The following is an 18,596-nucleotide window of genomic DNA, read 5'->3' as shown; positions in this document are numbered from 1 at the left end:
CGATGACCGAACACTCCCAATTCGCGTTGCTGGGTAAAAAGCGCTTCCTGCCATTCTTTCTGACCCAGTTGCTGGGTGCCTTCAACGACAACATCTTCAAGCAGTCACTGATACTCGTCATCCTGTTCAAAATCAGCTCCACGGCTGACAAGGATCTGCTGGTCAACCTCTGTGCCTTGCTGTTTATCCTGCCGTTCTTCCTGTTCTCGGCCCTCGGTGGCCAGTTGGGCGAGAAGTTTGCCAAGGACTCGCTGATCCGCAAGATCAAGTTTGCCGAAATCCTCATCATGCTGGTGGGCGCGGTCGGCGTGTTGCTCGGCAGCCTGCCGCTGATGCTCTCGGTGCTGTTTGCCATGGGCACCCACTCGGCGCTGTTTGGGCCGGTGAAGTATTCGATCCTGCCGCAGCACCTGGAAGAGCAGGAGCTGGTGGGTGGCAACGCCTTGGTAGAGACGGGTACGTTCCTGGCCATCCTCGCCGGCACCATCGGCGCCGGCATCATCATGGCCAGTAGCGCGTATGCGCACATCGTCGCGGTGGCGGTGGTGCTGGTAGCGGTCCTGGGTTACTTGGCCAGTCGCGGTATTCCTGCAGCCTCCGCTGCCATGCCGCAGCTCAAGTTGGACTGGAACATTCTGCGCCAGTCCTGGGCGACCATGAAATTGGGCCTGGGCCAGCGCCCGGCCGTTTCGCGCTCGCTGGTGGGCAACTCCTGGTTCTGGTTTCTCGGTGCGGTCTACCTGACGCAGATTCCGGCCTATGCCAAAGAGTGGCTGTACGGCGATGAAAGCGTGGTGACGCTGATTCTTACTGTGTTCTCGGTTGGCATCGCGCTGGGCTCGATGCTCTGCGAGCGCATGAGTGGGCATAAGGTGGAAATCGGCCTGGTGCCATTCGGCTCAATCGGCCTGACCCTGTTCGGCATTCTGCTCTGGTGGTTCTCCGGTGGCTTCCCCGATGCTGCGGTCGCACATACCTGGCTGGATGTGCTGGGCTATGGGCAGGCCTGGTGGATTCTCGGCTCGATTCTCGGCATCGGTCTGTTCGGTGGCTTTTACATCGTGCCGCTGTATGCGCTGATTCAGTCGCGCACCGTGGAGCATGAGCGGGCGCGGGTGATTGCGGCCAACAACATTCTCAATGCGTTGTTCATGGTGATTTCGGCGATTGCCTCAATCTTATTCCTCAGCGTTGCCGAGCTGTCGATACCGCAGCTGTTCCTGACCATTTCGCTGATGAACATCGCGGTCAACAGCTACATCTTCAAGATCGTCCCCGAATTCACCATGCGTTTCATGATCTGGTTGCTCAGCCACTCGATTTACCGGGTCGAGCACAAAGGGTTGGAGATCATTCCCGATGAGGGCGCAGCGGTGCTGGTATGCAACCACGTATCGTTTGTCGATGCGCTGTTGATCGGCGGGGCTGTGCGTCGGCCCGTACGGTTTGTCATGTACTACAAGATCTACAACTTGCCGGTACTCAATTTTATCTTCCGCACCGCCGGTACCGTGCCGATTGCCGGGCGCAGCGAAGACCTGCTGGTCTACGATGCCGCGTTCAAGAAAATCGCCGAATACCTGCGCAATGGCGAGGTGGTGTGCATCTTCCCGGAAGGTAAGTTGACCAGCGATGGCGAACTCAATGAGTTTAAAAATGGTATCGAGCGCATTGTGGCGGAAAACCCGGTGCCGGTGATTCCCATGGCGCTGCAAGGTCTCTGGGGTAGCTTTTTTAGTCGCGATCCGCACAAGGGATTTTTCAAGCGCCTGTGGTCGCGCATCACCCTGGTGGCGGGCGAGCCGGTGACGGCGGAGGCGGTCAAGTGCGAGTTGCTGCAGGCGCAGGTGGGCGCGCTGCGTGGTGAACGACGCTAGTCTGCCAAATAGAAAAAGCCCGCCAATCGGCGGGCTTTTTTATGCGGTTTCACTTACTCAGTGGCTGAGTTTCAGGCCGAGCAGACCGCAAACAATCAGCGCAACACTGGCCAGGCGCATGAGTGTCACCGCCTCGCCAAATAGAATGATGCCTGCGATGACCGTGCCGACCGCGCCAACCCCTGTCCAGATGGCATAAGCAGTGCCCAGCGGCAATTCCTTCATGGCCAGGCCGAGCAGCGCCAGGCTGATGATAATGGCAGTTACGGTGAGCAGAGTGGGGAGCGGGCGGGTAAAGCCGTCGGTGTATTTCAGGCCTACGGCCCAACCTACTTCGAACAGGCCAGCCAGCAGTAGAATGATCCAGGGCATAAAAACCTCCATCAGTAATACAGATGGGCCGTCCCGAAATGGTCACTCGTGGAGTGGTGAGGTCGTCCTCACGCTGTGCAGTATTTTGCACATTGGCAGGTTCCTGGCAAGCACAGAGGATCAATGGTCAAATCCTCTGCGCTTGCACGGAGGTGTTTAGATGCCTTGCGGAATCTCTTCGCCACCCAGGGCTTCAAACAGCGCAGGAAGGAAGTCCACCAGGGTCAGCATCATCAGGGTGAAGCTGGCATCCTGCTGGCCGAGGTCGTCGTCGCCACCGTCCTGTTCGGCCTGATCCTGCAGCAGGTCTTCGAAACGCAGGCGTTTGACCACCAGTTTGTCGTCAAGGACGAAGGACAGCTTGTCCTGCCAGGCCAGGGACAGTTGTGTCACTTGCTTGCCTGCGCTCATGTGCAACTGGATTTCATCGCTGGTCAGGTCCTGGCGCTTGCAGCGCACCACGCCGCCGTCTTCATGGGTGTCGCGCAGCTCGCATTCGTCCAGTACATGGAAATCCGGAGCCGCCTGCTGCACTTTGACCCAGTCGGTGAGGGTGGCGCTAGGCGCGATCTTCACGGTCAGTGGGCGTACCGGCAGCGAGCCGATGGCTTCGCGCAGGGTCGACAGCAAGTCTTCAGCGCGCTTGGCGCTGGCCGAGTCGACCAGGATCAGACCCTGTTTGGGGGCGATGGCGGCGAAGGTGGCGGACTTGCGGATAAAGGCGCGTGGCAGGAAGGTCTGCACGATTTCATCCTTGAGCTGGTCGCGCTCCTTCTTGTAGACCTTGCGCATTTGCTCGGCTTCGATTTCGTCGACCTTGTCCTTCAGCGCATCCCGCACCACGCTGCCGGGCAGGATGCGTTCTTCCTTGCGGGCGGCAACCAGCAGGAAATCACCGCTGGCGTGCACCAGTGGCGCATCGGAACCTTTGCCGAAGGGCGCAATAAAACCGTAGGTGCTGAGCTCCTGGCTGGCGCACGAGCGGGCCGGTTTGGCCAGGAGAGCCGTTTCGAGTGCCTCGGCATCAAACGGGATGTCCTGGGTGAGGCGATAAACCAGCAGGTTACGAAACCACATAAGGGGGTGAGTCTCCATTAACAGACCTGCCGGCAGCGGCAAGTATCACAAGTCGTCAGTACCCTGTGCGGGTGCTGTTTCAGGCTGGCTGTTGCGCTATGACCGCTTGGCGAACCTGTGCGTTGCATTCGGGGCGCATTATTCCCCTGACTAATGCCTGAGGCCAAGTCTGCGCTAAGCCTTTGCTGCATCAATAAAAAAATTTAAAACAGGGCTTGCCAAGGTGAAGATCGCTCTCTAGAATGCGCCCCACTTCGAGAGTGAAGGGTGATTAGCTCAGCTGGGAGAGCATCTGCCTTACAAGCAGAGGGTCGGCGGTTCGATCCCGTCATCACCCACCAAACTCGCTTTTTGAAGTTACGCGCAGCGGTAGTTCAGTCGGTTAGAATACCGGCCTGTCACGCCGGGGGTCGCGGGTTCGAGTCCCGTCCGCTGCGCCATTTTTTACCTCGCTACATCCCCTCTGTGACACATCGCAATACTTCGCAAAATCCTTTCTGAATAATCAGCTAAACATCTGAACTTATAGGCATTTTCTGTCTCCTAACACGGTAGCCAGTGATCGCGACAGCCTGCTAAGCTCGTGCTTTCACACCTTTGCCCTAGGGCGCACCGAACAAGGAACAAGCATGAAACAACATCGTTTAGCCGCGGCGGTCGCCCTGGTAGGTCTGGTTCTCGCAGGCTGTGATTCGCAAACCAGCGAAATCACTCTGGAAACCCCAGCACAGAAAGCCTCCTACGGCATTGGTCTGAACATGGGCAAAAGCCTGGCTCAGGAAGGCATGGATGACCTGGATTCCAACGCCGTTGCTCAAGGCATCGAAGACGCCATTGGCAAGAAAGAACAGCGCCTGAAAGACGAAGAGCTGATCGAAGCCTTTGCCTTCCTGCAGAAACGTGCCGAAGAGCGCATGGTTGCGCTGAACGAAGAGTCGGCCAAAGCCGGCAAGAAATTCCTTGAAGACAACGCCAAGCGTGAAGGCGTGACCACCACTGCTTCCGGCCTGCAATACGAAGTGGTGAAGAAGGCTGATGGTGCTCAGCCGAAAGCCACCGACGTAGTGACTGTTCACTACGAAGGCAAACTGACTGATGGCAGCGTATTCGACAGCTCGGTTGAGCGCGGCAGCCCGATTGACCTGCCGGTTAATGGCGTAATCCCTGGTTGGGTTGAAGGCCTGCAGCTGATGCATGTCGGTGAGAAGTACAAACTCTATATCCCAAGCGAACTGGCTTATGGCGAGCAGAGTCCGACTCCGGCGATTCCAGCCAACTCGGTGCTGGTTTTTGATCTGGAACTGATTGCGATCAAAGACGCCGCTGCTCAAGAGTAATTTTTGTTGTTTCGCACAGCGCCCCGTCTCGACGGGGCGTTGTCGTTTCTGGTCTATCTATTCGGCATTTTTGCTTGACTACGCGGTCTTAAAAAGCGTGTTTGGTTGTGTTGGTGTTACGGTTATGCACATTTGTTGGATGACCCGCGACAGTTGCGGGTAACTCGTGACTAGAAACTCTTTGTGTTTTTTAAATTATTGATTTATATGGAAATTTTTCGAGTGAGCAAAAAATATCCGATCTGTTGCGAGGCCGCATGGGCTGGGCGTTTGCCAGGGTTATCGAGAATCTGTTAACAAGGTTATCCACAGCTTTAGTGGATAACCATGGCAATCCCAATGGGTATGGGGGATTGCTGGGAGAAGGCGATGAGAACAGCGAAAAACGTTGTGCGTTACCAACGTTTGGCAAAGCGTTTCCTCAAGGGCGGACGGTTACCGGTACTGTTAGTTTCAGTCGCCCGAAAACGTGAAAAGCTGGGTAAGGGGTTCACAGCTCTGGCTGCTCAGCTCAAATTGCTGCAAGCGCTGTGCTTGGCATGGTGGCGCGGTGAGTATCGAGCCATTGATATGCAGGCCTTGCTGGCAGTGATCGCAGGATTGCTTTATTTCGTAACGCCCATTGACGCCATCCCTGACTGGTTGTTGGGCTTCGGTCTGGTTGATGACCTCGCTGTGTTGGGCTGGGTCATGCGCACCTGGCAAAAAGAACTTGCGGATTTTGAGTTATGGCGTGCCGGCCAGAATCAGGCGGGGCAGGGTGTGGTGGAGGGTCTTGCAGATCGCAAGCAAGAGATTGACTGAGCCAGAAGGGGGAGTGCTGCGCTACATCCGATGGGTGATGTCTCAGGTGGACTTGAGTAACTGTTCGATGGTTCCGTGATTGCGTAGATCTTTCAGAACCTTATCCAATTGTTCGGCAGTGACGGGGAGTTTCGGGCTGTAGGTGCAATACATGCTGTAGCGTTCGACGGCCCATGCATTGAGATGCAGCGGAGCATCCGCATGTTTGGCCATTTGATAGAGCAGAGGCCGGCGCATGTCGATAATTGCGTCCAGGCGCTGTTTGATCAGTAGATTGAAGCCCGCGTGATGGTCACGTAAGTCTTGGCGCATGATTTTCTGATCAGCGAATGCAGCCATCAAGTCGGCGTTGTAGATATAGCCCAGCTGCGTGCCGATGGTCTTGCCGTAGAGATCATGCAGGCTGAGGACTGGCGGGTGCTGATTGTTCAGTAAGAGCACGTCTTCTTCATCATAGAGTGCTTCAGACCAGTGATATCGCTCGGGTTGCTCCATCCATTGCGGGTTGTTATTGCAGATGACATGGATACGGCCGCGTTGCATGTACTCATCGATACGCTTGTTGGGGGTTTCAACAAATGCTGCGGTAAAACCCAGTTTCTGACTGGCTAATTGGCCCAGTTGGTAGATAACCCCCCCGAGCAGTTGCTGCTCTTTTACGTCGACGTAGGGCATGCCGTCGGCGCTGGCAAAACCCCAGCGAAGTTCTTCGGCGCTGAGGGTCATACTGAAAGCCGCAGCAAGAATTGTTATTGGTACGCGCAAGGCGACCCCCGTATGTGTCTTGATTACCCCACATCAGTATAGATCACGCCCTTTGCCGTGCTGGCTGTTAAGATGGCAGCCTGTTCTGGAGTTGCGAGAGTAATGGAAGTGCTCTGCATGGAGATTTACAGATGAATGTGCAAGTGATCGAGCGTGATGGCGAGCCGGAGTATGCGGTTCTACCCTGGGCGCAGTATCAATCCCTGTTACAGGCGGCCGGACGTGCCCCCGATACCGCTGTTGTCAGTGCGCAGAGCGATATCCCTGCACTCAGCCAGCTGACCCGTCTACGTGAGGCCAAAGGCCTGACGGCGGAGCAACTGGCGCGCCATGTTGGTATCAGTCCGCATTACATGGCCATGATCGAGAGTGGTGAACGCCAACCGGATGCAGCGATTCAGCGTGCACTGGCCTGGCACTTGGGCGTTGCGGGCTGGGAGTCGCAGCCTTGAGCGTGCATATCAGTCGGCAGCACTGGCAGGCTTTGTTGGGCGAACTTGAGGATGCACAGCGGCAGCGCCACCTGCTGACCTATCGTGCGCTGATCGAGCGGTTGGCCTTGCCCAGTCCGGCCATGCAAACCTTGGCTGCCGCTCTTGAGCACCTGGCCGCGCTGGATGCGCGTGCTGAGCGTCCTCTGCGCAGTGCTCTGGTGATCAGTCAGGGGGCAAGCCGTCTGCCACGCACTGGCTTCTTCGAATGCGTCAACCGCTTGGGGCGTTTCAGTGGTGCGTCCGATGGGATTGCTGCAGCTTCCTGGCATGCAGCTGAAGTGGCACGGGTATTCGAGTTCAGCTACCCGGAAGAGGCCTGATGCTGATGACGTTGCGGGCTCGTCTGGGCTATGCGCTGGCCCGTCGACTGTTCCACTGGTCCTGGGTGGTCAAGCAGCCGAGAGCCTGGCGTTGGATGGAAGGGCAGTTTGCTCGTATGGCCAATCTTGGATATTGCCCGGCACAAAGCTTTTATGGGCATATCTTGCTGCTTCGCGGTCTGGGAGTGGCTGCGCGTGATGAGGGGCGGCGTCTGCTGGCTCTGGCTGCCAAGTCCGGTGATGCCAAGGCAGCTTACCAGCTTGGCGTACTGAGCCTGACTGGCGATACCCAGCATGCTCCAGATGCACAGCAAGCCATCGTTTGGTGGGCCCAGGCTGCGCAAGCCGGGCATCCTGCTGCCGCATATCGCCTGGCTGAACTGTACCGCGCCGGCGCCCCGGGCATACCGGTTGATCTGGCGCGGGCTGAGCACTTTGCGGCGCTGTCCGCTGCCGCTCAGGTCTAGTTTGGAGAGGCCGACTTAGGCCGCGGTATCGCTGGCAGTGTCGATGATATGTAGGCTGTAACCGGGCACTGCCTTGGCATGCCGCTTGGCCTCTGAGGCCATGGCGGCGAGTTGGCTGGCATCCAGTTGCGCACATTGTTCGGGATGTACATGCACCACACCCAGTGACAAAGAGAGCAGGGCGTATTCCTGGCGCTTGCCGCTGCGGTCGTGGGCGACAAAACAGCCAGCGTGCAGGTCTTCTTCCCGGTAGAACCTTCGGCATTGGCTCTGGAAGTCTTCCAGCAGGCGATTGAGTCGTGCGCGCCAGTCCGGCGAGCCGAGTGCCAGGAGAAAGTCATCGCCGCCGATATGCCCGACAAAGTCACGGCTCGGGTCAACCCGGTCATTCAGGCATTGCGCCAGGCTCAAAAGCACTTCGTCACCTTTGGCGTAGCCGTAGATGTCATTGAACGGTTTGAAATTGTCGACATCGACATAGCACACCACGGCCTCGCGGCCCTGCTGCAGCAAGCGGGTCAGGCACTGCTGGATCGGCACATTGCCCGGTAGCAGGGTCAGCGGGTTGGCGTAGCGGGCCTGCTGGATTTTCAGCTCAGTAATCAGCTTGAGTACGTCGATCACCCGTCCCAGTCCGAGATAGCAGCCGTCTTCGGTGATGATGAAGTCTTCCTCGATACGCTGGCGGGCACGGCTGGTGAGCAGGCGGCTCACCTGTTGCAGTGATTGGCTGGACTCCACTGCCAGGTAGTCGTCACTCATGAGGCGACTGATCGGTTTGCGGGCGAACAGTTCATTGGCAAAAGGCTTGAGCAGAGCTTCGGCCAGGGAGTGACGATGCACGATTCCGACGGGGTGTTGCGCCTCGTTGAGCACTGCCAACGAATTGAGGTTGGCCTGAGCGCGAAACATTTCCAGTACTTCCGTAGTTGGCGTTCCGGCGGCCACTGCGCGCTGCGGGTTGAGCAGGCCGCGTAGGTCGCTGGTCTCCTCGTTAAGCGGGCTACTGGTGGTGGTATTAGGCAGCAGGTTTAACGCGTCGCGTGGCGGTATTTCCTGGGGGCGGCAGAGCAAGTAGCCCTGCAGCAGGTCGACACCCATCTCTGCCAGTACGCTGAGTTCTTCGGGCAGCTCAATGCCTTCGGCGATCACCTGGGCACGAGAAGCTTTGGCCATCTTCAGGATGGAGCCGACGAATTCGCGTTTGACTGCATCCTGATGGATGCCATCGATAAAGTGGCGGTCGATCTTCACGTAATCCGGGCGCAGCTCTGACCACAGGCGCAGGCTCGAGTAACCAGCACCGAGGTCATCGAGGGCAATGGAGAAGCCCATGGCGCGGTAGTGATGCAGGGCGGTGTCGAGCAGGGCGAAATCGTCGGTGGGAGATTGCTCGGTCAGTTCGATTACCACCTGGCTCGGTGGGATGCCCAGTGTCTGCAGCAGCTGCAGGGTGCGTCCCGGTTGATGTTTGGGCTGCATCAGTGAGTCGGGGGAGACGTTGAGAAACAACTTGCCCTCAAGCTTCAAATGGCTGAAGCGCTGGCAGGCGTTTTTACGGCACAAAAGTTCTAGTTCGCTCAGTCGGCCTGCACTACGGGCTACTGCAAAGAGATTGATGGGCGAATGCAGTGCGCTGTTGGAGGGGCCGCGGCTAAGGGCTTCATAGCCGAGGATGCGGCGCTCGGAGAGCGAGAAGATCGGCTGAAAAAGGCTATGCAGATCGCTGTTGGCGAGGATGTTGTCCAGCGCGCTGAACTGCTCGGTGGCAATCATGTTGGATCTCGATAGGCATAAAAAACGGGGACTGGTTGATGACCAGTCCCCGCATTTCACGACAGTTTGATGACCCTTTGATGACGCTCGCTGTTTACTGTTTGGCCAGGCGCGTGTTCAGGCCCAGGTAGTCGAGCAGGATGCGCCCGCTTTCGGCGAGGTAGGCATCATCTTCCGGTTTAGTTTTTTCATCTTCCACCGGCAGAGCATCCTCGTCTTCCTCCTTGAGTTTGTTCAGCAGTGCTTCACCTTTGGCCTGGCGGCGGCTGTTCTCGATGGCCAGTTGCTGGGCTTCGATATCGGCCTGCTGTGCGCGGCGCTTGGTTTCATTGAGGCTGACGGTTTTTTCTTCCATCAACTTCTGCGCCAGTTGCAGGCGTTCACGGGCGAAGGTGAAATCAGCGTTATGAGCCGTACGGCTTTCAAAGCGGTTTTGCAGTTCGGCCAGAAACGGTTTGATCGGATCCAGTTCTGGCTTGATGGCAGGCTTGATGCTGTCCCATGGCAGAGCCTCAGGCAGGGCACTTTCGCCGATGTCTTTGGTATCCATCACATCAGGGTACTGAATATCAGGAATCACGCCCTGATGCTGTGTGCTTTGGCCGGAGACGCGGTAGAACTTGGCCAGGGTCAGCTTCAGCTCGCCATGGTTGAGTGGCTGGATGGTTTGTACGGTGCCTTTACCAAAGGTCTGGCCGCCGAGAATCAGCGCACGGTGATAGTCCTGCATGGCGCCGGCGAAAATTTCCGAAGCCGAGGCCGACAGCCGATTGACCAGCACGGCCAGCGGGCCTTTGTAGTAGATGCCGGTATTTTCGTCGGCCAGTACATCGACGCGGCCATCGCTGTTACGCACCAGCACGGTGGGGCCTTGGTCGATAAACAGGCCGGTCAGTTCGGTGGCTTCCTGTAATGAACCGCCGCCGTTGTTGCGCAGGTCAATCACCACACCGTCGACTTTTTCCTTTTCCAGCTCGGTGAGCAGGCGTTTGACGTCACGGGTGGTGCTCTTGTAGTTCGGATCGCCGGCACGGAAGGCTTTGAAATCCAGGTAGAAGGCTGGAATCTCGATCACGCCGAGCTTGTAGTCGCGGTTCTCGTGCTTGAGGTTGAGAATGGACTTTTTCGCCGCCTGTTCTTCCAGCTTGACTGCCTCACGGGTGATGGAGACCACTTTGCTGGTTTGATCGTTGGGCGCATTGCTCGCTGGAATCACTTCCAGGCGCACGGTAGAGCCTTTCGGGCCACGAATCAGTTTGACCACTTCATCCAGACGCCAGCCGATCACGTCGACCATGTCTTTGCTGCCTTGAGCCACGCCAATGATCTTGTCAGCGGGAGCGATTTGTTTGCTCTTTTCTGCCGGGCCAGCTGGCACCAGGCGTACGACTTTGACGTGTTCGTTGTCACTTTGCAGTACGGCACCAATACCTTCGAGCGACAGGCTCATATTGATGTCGAAGTTTTCCGCGTTGTCCGGCGACAGGTAGGTGGTGTGGGGGTCGTAGGACATGGCAAAGGCATTGATATAGGCCTGGAACACGTCTTCACCGCGGGTCTGCTTGAGCCGTGCGAGCTGGTTCTTGTAGCGCTTGGTCAGCAGTTCCTGAATCGACTTGGGCTCTTTGCCGGCGATTTTCAGGCGCAGCACTTCGTCTTTAACGCGCTTGCGCCAGAGGTCGTCCAGTTCGGCGATGTCCTTGACCCAGGGCGCGTTCTCGCGGTCGATCAGCAGGCTTTCGTCGCGGTCGAGGTCAATCGTGTCGATGCCTTTTTCAAGCATGGTCAGGGTGAACTGCAGGCGGTTCTGTAAACGCTCCAGGTGGCGTTTGTAGATGGCAAAGCCCGGTTGCAGGTCGCCATTTTTCAGCAGGTCGTCAAAGCGCGTGCGCCATTGATCGAATTCGGCGATATCGGAAGCAATAAAGTAGCTGCGTGAGGGGTCAAGCATCTTCAGGTAGCCCTGATAGATCTTCTCCGAGCGCTCGTCATTCAGCGGTGGCTTGTTGTAGTGATGGCGCTTCAACAACTCCACGACGTTGAGGCTGGCGATGACTTGCTCGCGGTCAGGCTGCAGGTATTCCCAGGAGTCGTCACTGGTGGTTTTCGCCGCGAGCGGCAGAGCGCTCAGGGCAAACGAAAAGGCGAGGGTGACGCTGAGTAGGGATCGCTTCATGCTAATTCGACGTGTGGGCAGTTGATAACGCATATTAGGCCGTCTTTAAGGGCGCCAGGTTCCATCGGCGCAATGCAAAAGCCCGGCGGTCAGCGCCGGGCTCGGTTCAAATGCACTATGGAGGCAGCGTGAAGGCATTGCAAGGCGTTGAAGGCCGTGTGGAATGGGCGCAACACCCCGCGCCGGCCTGTGATGTAGGGGAAATTCGCATCCGTGTAGCGGCTGCCGGTTTGAATCGTGCCGACTTGTTGCAGCGGGCTGGGCTTTATCCGCCGCCGCCTGGCGCCAGCGAGGTGCTTGGGCTTGAGTGCGCCGGTATCGTCAGCGAAGTGGGTGCCGGTTGCGACTGGAAAGTAGGCGACCGGGTGTGTGCGCTGTTAAGCGGTGGCGGTATAGCCGAAGAGGTCGTGATCGATGCGCGGCATGCCTTGCCGGTGCCCGAAGGCATGACGCTGGCCGAAGCGGCAGCGTTGCCGGAGGTGTACGCCACGGCCTGGCTCAATCTGTTCCAGCTGGCAGCGTTGAAACCCGGGCAGAAGGTGCTGCTGCATGCCGGTGCCAGCGGTGTGGGGTCGGCAGCTATTCAGTTGTGTAAAGCCTTTGGCAGCCCTTGTTGGGTCAGCGTCGGTTCTGCCGAACGGTTGACCTACTGCGAAAGCCTGGGCGCCCAGGGCGGCGTTTTGCGTGGTGAGGAGCAGCTGCAAGCATTGCGTGATTTTGCTCCGTTCGATGTGATTCTTGATCCTGTGGGCGGCAGCTACGCCGCGCTGAATCTGGACTTGCTGGCTCAGGATGGCCGCTGGGTGAATATCGGTTTGCTCGGAGGGCGCAAGGCTGAGTTGGATCTGGCGCTCGTGCTGGGTAAGCGAGTGCAGTTGATCGGCTCGACCCTGCGCAATCGTGATGGGTTGTTCAAGGCTCAGTTGCTGCAGGATTTACAGCAGTATGTCTGGCCTCTGTTCGCCGAAGGGCGCCTCAAGCCGCAACTTGAACGCAGTTTCGCCGTCAAAGATGCTGAACTGGCTTTTGCGGAGCTGGCGAGTAACCGGGTTAATGGCAAGTTAGTGTTGGTCATTGATTCCAGCCTGGTGTGAGAAGTCGGATCGATTGGCTTACTCAATCAGAATCATGGCGGCAATCAATAAGCTTTTTCCGAATAAGGGGCTAGAATGCGCCCTGTAAATTTCCTAACCCTCAGAAGGAATCAGAGATGTCCCTCATCAATACCCAAGTTCAACCTTTCTCGGCTAATGCGTTCCACAACGGTGAGTTCATCCAAGTCACCGAGCAAAGCCTGAAAGGCAAGTGGTCCGTGCTGATCTTCATGCCGGCCGCTTTCACCTTCAACTGCCCGACTGAGATTGAAGACGCTGCCAACAACTATGCCGAGTTCCAGAAGGCGGGTGCCGAAGTCTACATCGTGACTACCGACACTCACTTCTCGCACAAGGTCTGGCACGAAACTTCGCCGGCTGTTGGCAAGGCTCAGTTCCCGCTGATCGGTGACCCGACTCACCAGCTGACCAACGCTTTTGGCGTGCACATTCCGGAAGAAGGCCTGGCTCTGCGTGGCACCTTCGTGATCAACCCGGAAGGCGTGATCAAGACGCTGGAAATCCACTCCAACGAAATCGCTCGCGACGTCTCCGAGACTCTGCGCAAGCTGAAAGCGGCCCAGTACACCGCTGCTAACCCAGGCCAAGTGTGCCCAGCCAAGTGGAAAGAAGGCGAGAAGACCCTGGCTCCTTCGCTGGACCTGGTCGGCAAGATCTAAATCGCTGTTCAGCACTGCCTCGCGTTGCCGAGCAGTGCTGAGCCGGTTGATCTCTGTTCTGCGCTTTAGGGCTGCTACCCAGCCTCTTGAGTGCCCGATGCCCGGGCGCGATCCGTCCGGGCATTTTATTGCCCAAAATTCTTGTCATTGAGGACTATTCGCCATGTTGGACGCCAACCTGCAAACCCAGTTGAAGGCCTACCTGGAAAAGGTCACCCTGCCGTTCGAGATCGTCGCGTCCCTCGATGACAGTGCGAAATCTCAGGAACTGCTTGAGCTGCTGCAAACCATCGTCGGCCTGACCGACAAGATCACCCTGAAGACCGATGGCAGCGACGCCCGTCGTCCGTCGTTCTCGCTGATCCGCCCAGGCGCAGACATCGGCGTGACGTTCGCCGGTATCCCCATGGGCCACGAATTCACTTCGCTGGTACTGGCGCTGCTGCAGGTGGGCGGTCACCCGTCCAAGCTGGATGCCGAGACCATCGAACAGATCAAGAGTATCGACGGTTCGTTCGAGTTCGAGACCTACTACTCGCTGTCCTGCCAGAACTGCCCGGACGTGGTTCAGGCACTGAACCTGATGGCGGTGCTCAACCCGAATATCCGCAACGTGTCGATCGACGGTGCGTTGTTCCAGGAAGAAGTCGAGCGTCGTCAGGTGATGGCCGTGCCAAGCATCTACCTGAACGGTGAAGTGTTCGCTTCCGGTCGTATGGATGTAAAGGAAATCCTCGCCAAGATCGACACCGGCTCCGCCAACCGTGATGCCGAGAAGATGAGTGCCAAGGAAGCCTTCGATGTGCTGGTGATCGGCGGTGGCCCAGCCGGTTCTGCTGCAGCCATTTATGCCGCGCGTAAAGGTATTCGTACCGCCCTCGCAGCTGAGCGTTTCGGCGGTCAGGTGCTTGATACCATGTCGATCGAGAACTTTATCTCGGTGAAGGAAACCGAAGGGCCGAAACTGGTGCGCGCTCTGGAAGAGCACGTGCGTGAATACGAAGTCGACATCATGAACCTGCAGCGCGCGAGCGCTTTAGTCCCTGCGAGCAGCGAGGGCGGTCTGCATGAGGTGAAGTTCGACAATGGCGCGAGCCTCAAAGCCAAGACCCTGATTCTCTCGACCGGCGCACGCTGGCGCGAGATGGGTGTGCCCGGCGAACAGGAATACAAGGCCAAGGGCGTGTGCTTCTGCCCGCATTGCGATGGCCCGCTGTTCAAGGGTAGGCGTGTTGCAGTAATCGGCGGCGGTAACTCCGGCGTCGAGGCAGCGATTGACCTGGCGGGGATCGTGGCCCACGTGACCCTGCTGGAGTTCGCTGAAACTCTGCGTGCCGACGCCGTGCTGCAGAAGAAGCTCTACAGTCTGCCCAACGTTACCGTGATCAAGAGCGCGCAGACCACCGAAGTCAAAGGCGATGGGCAGAAGGTCAATGCGCTGGTCTATAAGGACCGCAACAGCGAAGAACTGCACAGCGTCGAGCTGGAAGGCATCTTCGTGCAGATCGGTTTGCTGCCTAACACCGACTGGCTGAAGGGCAGCGTCGAGTTGTCGCGTTTCGGTGAAATCATCGTCGACGCTAAGGGTGCGACCAATATCCCGGGTGTGTTTGCTGCCGGTGACGTGACGACTGTGCCGTACAAGCAGATCGTCATCGCTGTGGGCGAGGGCGCCAAGGCCTCCCTGAGTGCCTTCGATCACCTGATCCGCAGCTAACAGGCTCGACGTTCTACGTCGCACCAGAGCGGACAACCTTTGCGGGTTGTCCGCTTTTTTGTGCTCTGCCCTCAGGCGTTTAGTGGGCCTTTCCGGATGTTTTTATGCCTCAGGCGTTTGCAGCATAGCTGCCGATAGTTTTTATTGTGCTCAACATATAATATTCATATTATGTATGTAATATTAATTGGCGCACTATACCTCCAGACACCCTAATCTGCCCCCGCACAGCCAGGAGACGCTCCATGAGCACACATAACGAGAAAGGCACTGCATTGATCACCGGCGCTTCATCAGGCATTGGTGCCACCTACGCCGAGCGCCTGGCACAACGCGGTTACGACCTGCTGCTGGTTGCCCGTGATCTGCCGCGCTTGCAGGCACTGTCTGCGCGCTTGACCGAGCAGTACGGGGTAAAGGTCGAAACGCTGAAGGCCGACCTGACTGACAAGGTTGATCTGCATGCCGTTATCCAGCGCCTGCGTACCGACAAGGCCATCAGCACGCTGGTCAACAATGCCGGTATGGCTATGAACGGTCAGCTGGCCGAGGCCGATCTCGACACCGTGGATCAGATGATTCTGCTCAACGTGGTTTCGCTGACTCACCTGTCCACCGCTGCCGCTGCCAACTTCACGGCTGCCGGGCGTGGTGCAATCATCAATATCGCTTCGGTGGTGGCCTTGGCTCCGGAAATGTTCAATGCCGTGTACAGCGCCACCAAGGCCTATGTACTGAGCCTGACCCAGACCCTTAATGGTGAGGTAAAGGCGCAGGGCTTGCAGGTTCAGGCCGTATTGCCCGGCATTACCCGCACCGAGATCTGGAAACGTAGCGGCATGGATGATTCGGCTCTGCCGGCGAGTATGATCATGGAGGTGGGCGAGATGGTCGATGCAGCGCTGGCTGGTTTCGACCAGGGCGAGCTGATCACCATTCCATCGCTGCCTGATGCCGCTGACTGGCAGGCCTTTACCGATGCACGCGGCAAGCTGGCGCCGAACCTGTCGCACAGCAGCGCGGCGGTACGTTACAAGTAAATCGCTGGTCGTAACAATAAAAGCCCTGGCTGCAAACAGTCAGGGCTTTTGCTATTTCAGCAGTCAGACACTCTGCGCTGAGTCGCCGGTGTTCTGTTCGATCAGCAGGCTGCGCGTGGTTTTCAGCAGTCGGTCAGACAGTTCCGGATCGCTGACGCTGCGTGACAGCAGCAGGGCGCCGACCATGGCGCTAAGAATCAGCACGCTCTGCTCATCGGCATGCTCAACGCTAAGGCCAGCTTCGATGGTTTGCAGACGGTCGCGGATCAGCTCATCGGTCACCGGGCTGGGTGCGCCGCGTTGGCCCAGCTCGGCGGACATGGTCGGCAGCGGGCAGCCATCGCCCGGATTGGCGCGGTGGGCGGACGACAGGTAACCACTGATCAGGCGGGTCAGCGGTTTATCGCTGTTGGCCATCTCGTTGGTGACCGCCGTCAGCTTGTCAGCGCTGTGGCGCAAGGCGGTTTCCACCAGTTCATCTTTCGATTTGAAGTGGGCGTAGAAACCGCCATGGGTTAAGCCCAGGGTTTTCATCAGCGGTTGCAGGCCGGTGGCACCGACGCCGTCGCGGCGAAACAGGCGTGCGGCTTCCTCGATGATGCGCTGGTGGGTCTGGGCTTTGTGGTCTTCGGAATATCGCATGGAGTACCTGGCCGCTGGTTTCAGATGTTGCCTGCAATCTTACCCGCTTCGCTCCGGTGTTTCAGTGCCGGGTGTAGGCGATGTCCCAGGCATACTGAGAATCAGGCAGGTGGTTGAGCCGACGGCGTACAGGCGGTCGTCGACATCGTAAATGCGCCCTTCGGCCAGCGCGGTGGTGCGGCCGATATGCACGATGCGGCCTTCGGCGCGGATCGGCCCGACCTTGGTGCTGAGGGCGCGGATGTAACTGATGCGCAGGTCGGTGGTGGTGTAACCCTGGCCGCGCTGTAATTGCGTGTGGATGGCGCAGCCCATGCAGGAGTCGAGCAGGGTGGCCGCATAACCGCCGTGTACGCTGCCCAGCGGGTTGTAGTGGCGCGCATCGGGCGTGCCCTGAAAGACGAAGCGCCCGGATGCCCATTCCAGCGGAACAAAATCCAGCACATGTCCGATGGGTGGGGAGGGCAGTTCACCGCGGCCGATGCCGTCAAAGAATTCCTGCGGCATCAGTTCGCTGACCTGCGCCAGGCTCATGCTGCCGGGTGCGCCAAGGCTGGCGCGTATGGCCTGTTCGGCGGCGAGCCATTCGGCCAGTTTTTCTTCGCGTGATGGGATGCTCATGGATCAGGCCTCGTCGGATAGTGGCTTTAAAATTACAAGCGTAATTTAATTATTTATATTATGGTCAAAATATTATTGTTTGGCGAGCCACGCCAGCCCATGAGAACAGGACCCACGCCCATGCATCCCTATCCTTTGCCGTCGCGCAGCCTGCTGCTGATTTTGGTGGCTCTGACCGCCCTTGGAGAGATTTCCACTCAGCTGATCATCCCCAGCCTGGGCGTTATCGAGCTGATCATGACGGCCCGCCCCGGCAGCAGCCTGCTGGCTTTATCGACTTTCGTCGCTGCCTTTGGCTTGGGCCAGTTGTTGCTCGGCCCGCTGTCGGATCGCATTGGCCGGCTTCCGGTGCTGATCGCCGGGCTGGTGGTCTATCTGCTCGCCACCTTGTGGATGCTGCTGGCCAGCAGCATGGGCGAGTTTATTGCCGCCCGCGTGCTGCAGGGGCTTGGAGCCTGCGCAGCATTGGTGCTGGCGCGGGCCATCGCCCGCGATGTGTGGCAGGCGCAGGCTGGGCCGGCATTGGCGCTGACGGTGATCGGTATGCTTTGCGCCATCGTCCTGTCACCAATGCTGGGCGGCGTGTTGGTGCTGTATGGCGGCTGGCGGGCGCCGATCTTCCTTGCACTGCTGATCGGCATAGCCATCGTTTGTGCGGTGCTGGGCCTGTACCGTGAAAGCAATCGGCAACTCGATCCACAGGCCGGACAACTGAGCCGTTTGGCTGGTAACTATGCCGACCTGCTGCGCGCCGCCTCGTTCCGCACGCTGGCCCTGACGCTGGCCTGCACCTATGGCGCGATGTTCGCGGTAATTGCCGGCTCTTCGGCTGTGTATATCGGTCTGCTCGGGCTGAGCCCGGCGCAATACGGCATTACCTTCGGGGCAATTGTATCGGCGCTGATCGCCGGCGCGCTGTTTACCCAGAGGCGCATTCTGCAGTTGGGTCCCGAGAAAATAGTGGGCATAGGTGCGGTGCTAGTGGTGACCGGTGCCCTGGCCACATTGGCGACTTATCTGCTGTCTGGTTTGTCGTTGCTCGGCCTGTCGTTACCCCAGGTGTTGGTCACCCTGGGCGGCGGCATGTTGCTGCCGGCATCGGTGGCTGGCGCGGTGATCCCCAATGCCCACCGCGCCGGTTTGGCTGCAGGCTTTATGGGCTTTGCGCAAATGGCCGGCGCCACCTGCAGCGGCGTCTTGCTTAGCTTGCTGGCGGATGGCTCGGCTTGGCCTATGGTGTTGCTGAACACTTTATTCGCCGTCGCGGCGTTCTGCGCCTTCCACCTGCTGCGCCCACGGCCAGCAGTGAACGCGGCCCTGGTTCGTTAAATCTGGGA

The 18,596-nt window shown here is 58.2% G+C and carries 18 protein-coding genes and 2 tRNA genes; 13 read left to right on the top strand and 7 right to left on the bottom strand.

The features are described from left to right. Positions 1-2 precede the first annotated feature (2 nt). Positions 3-1,877, top strand: coding sequence for an MFS transporter (locus OU997_RS19785; RefSeq protein WP_108487466.1), 1,875 nt, complete (start codon positions 3-5; stop codon positions 1,875-1,877). Between the two features lie 57 nt (positions 1,878-1,934). Here the strand turns inward: OU997_RS19785 and sugE are convergent, their stop codons facing one another. After that, complete coding sequence (sugE, locus tag OU997_RS19780) at positions 1,935-2,249, bottom strand: quaternary ammonium compound efflux SMR transporter SugE (RefSeq protein ID WP_267808233.1); 315 nt, start codon at positions 2,247-2,249, stop codon at positions 1,935-1,937. A gap of 156 nt (positions 2,250-2,405) precedes the next feature. Beyond that, complete coding sequence (rdgC, locus tag OU997_RS19775) at positions 2,406-3,326, bottom strand: recombination-associated protein RdgC (RefSeq protein WP_267808231.1); 921 nt, start codon at positions 3,324-3,326, stop codon at positions 2,406-2,408. Positions 3,327-3,591: 265 nt separating this feature from the next. On the opposite strand from rdgC, the gene OU997_RS19770 reads away from it, so the two are divergent. From OU997_RS19770 to OU997_RS19755, 4 genes are all read left to right on the top strand, one after another. After that, positions 3,592-3,667, top strand: a tRNA-Val gene (locus tag OU997_RS19770). Between the two features lie 22 nt (positions 3,668-3,689). Further along, positions 3,690-3,766, top strand: a tRNA-Asp gene (locus tag OU997_RS19765). A 189-nt stretch (positions 3,767-3,955) separates the two neighbouring features. Further along, entirely contained in the window at positions 3,956-4,663 is a 708-nt protein-coding gene (locus OU997_RS19760; protein ID WP_108487469.1) for an FKBP-type peptidyl-prolyl cis-trans isomerase, read from the top strand. A gap of 369 nt (positions 4,664-5,032) precedes the next feature. Then, entirely contained in the window at positions 5,033-5,467 is a 435-nt protein-coding gene (locus OU997_RS19755) for a YkvA family protein (RefSeq protein WP_267808228.1), read from the top strand. A 42-nt stretch (positions 5,468-5,509) separates the two neighbouring features. Here the strand turns inward: OU997_RS19755 and OU997_RS19750 are convergent, their stop codons facing one another. After that, complete coding sequence (locus OU997_RS19750; RefSeq protein WP_108487470.1) at positions 5,510-6,193, bottom strand: substrate-binding periplasmic protein; 684 nt, start codon at positions 6,191-6,193, stop codon at positions 5,510-5,512. Positions 6,194-6,363: 170 nt separating this feature from the next. Here OU997_RS19750 and OU997_RS19745 point away from each other — a divergent pair, with 170 nt between their 5' ends. From OU997_RS19745 to OU997_RS19735, 3 genes are read left to right on the top strand one after another with little or no spacing between them, the layout of a single operon-like run. After that, positions 6,364-6,684 carry a helix-turn-helix domain-containing protein gene (locus OU997_RS19745; protein ID WP_108487471.1) on the top strand — a complete coding sequence of 107 codons (321 nt, stop codon included), beginning with the start codon at positions 6,364-6,366 and terminating at the stop codon, positions 6,682-6,684. After that, complete coding sequence (locus OU997_RS19740) at positions 6,681-7,046, top strand: hypothetical protein (protein WP_108487472.1); 366 nt, start codon at positions 6,681-6,683, stop codon at positions 7,044-7,046. Before OU997_RS19745 ends, OU997_RS19740 begins: the two co-directional genes overlap by 4 nt. Next, on the top strand, positions 7,046-7,513 hold the full coding sequence (locus OU997_RS19735) for a sel1 repeat family protein (protein WP_267808224.1): 468 nt from the start codon (positions 7,046-7,048) through the stop codon (positions 7,511-7,513). The genes OU997_RS19740 and OU997_RS19735 overlap by 1 nt, the downstream gene beginning before the upstream one ends. Before the next feature lie 15 nt (positions 7,514-7,528). Here OU997_RS19735 and OU997_RS19730 read toward each other — a convergent pair whose 3' ends face one another. Continuing rightward, complete coding sequence (locus OU997_RS19730; protein ID WP_108487474.1) at positions 7,529-9,289, bottom strand: bifunctional diguanylate cyclase/phosphodiesterase; 1,761 nt, start codon at positions 9,287-9,289, stop codon at positions 7,529-7,531. Between the two features lie 94 nt (positions 9,290-9,383). After that, positions 9,384-11,465: a carboxy terminal-processing peptidase gene (locus OU997_RS19725; protein WP_256582987.1), complete on the bottom strand. Its 2,082-nt coding sequence runs from the start codon at positions 11,463-11,465 to the stop codon at positions 9,384-9,386. Positions 11,466-11,593: 128 nt separating this feature from the next. Between OU997_RS19725 and OU997_RS19720 the strand changes: the two genes are divergently transcribed. The 4 genes from OU997_RS19720 to OU997_RS19705 all read left to right on the top strand — a co-directional run bounded on the left by OU997_RS19720 (position 11,594) and on the right by OU997_RS19705 (position 15,996). Further along, complete coding sequence (locus OU997_RS19720; protein ID WP_108487476.1) at positions 11,594-12,559, top strand: NAD(P)H-quinone oxidoreductase; 966 nt, start codon at positions 11,594-11,596, stop codon at positions 12,557-12,559. Between the two features lie 116 nt (positions 12,560-12,675). Then, positions 12,676-13,239 (top strand): alkyl hydroperoxide reductase subunit C, encoded by a 564-nt coding sequence (gene ahpC, locus OU997_RS19715; protein ID WP_108487477.1) that lies wholly within the window; start codon positions 12,676-12,678, stop codon positions 13,237-13,239. Positions 13,240-13,402: 163 nt separating this feature from the next. After that, complete coding sequence (gene ahpF / locus OU997_RS19710) at positions 13,403-14,956, top strand: alkyl hydroperoxide reductase subunit F (RefSeq protein WP_267808220.1); 1,554 nt, start codon at positions 13,403-13,405, stop codon at positions 14,954-14,956. Between the two features lie 245 nt (positions 14,957-15,201). Then, positions 15,202-15,996, top strand: a complete 795-nt coding sequence (locus OU997_RS19705; RefSeq protein WP_267808218.1) for an SDR family NAD(P)-dependent oxidoreductase — start codon at positions 15,202-15,204, stop codon at positions 15,994-15,996. 63 nt (positions 15,997-16,059) lie between these two features. On the opposite strand, the gene OU997_RS19700 is transcribed toward OU997_RS19705, so the two are convergent. Then, a complete protein-coding gene (locus tag OU997_RS19700) occupies positions 16,060-16,638 on the bottom strand; it encodes a TetR/AcrR family transcriptional regulator (protein WP_108489062.1) in 579 nt (192 codons plus the stop codon). A 39-nt stretch (positions 16,639-16,677) separates the two neighbouring features. Further along, the gene (locus OU997_RS19695; RefSeq protein ID WP_267808216.1) at positions 16,678-17,259 is read right to left on the bottom strand and encodes a PaaI family thioesterase; all 582 of its coding nucleotides are present in this window, start codon (positions 17,257-17,259) and stop codon (positions 16,678-16,680) included. 120 nt (positions 17,260-17,379) lie between these two features. On the opposite strand from OU997_RS19695, the gene OU997_RS19690 reads away from it, so the two are divergent. Beyond that, entirely contained in the window at positions 17,380-18,588 is a 1,209-nt protein-coding gene (locus OU997_RS19690; protein WP_267808215.1) for an MFS transporter, read from the top strand. Positions 18,589-18,596 lie beyond the last annotated feature (8 nt).

It is taken from the genome of Pseudomonas sp. SL4(2022) (assembly GCF_026625725.1).
Lineage (GTDB): Bacteria > Pseudomonadota > Gammaproteobacteria > Pseudomonadales > Pseudomonadaceae > Aquipseudomonas.
This window is presented reverse-complemented; position numbering and strand designations above follow the sequence as displayed.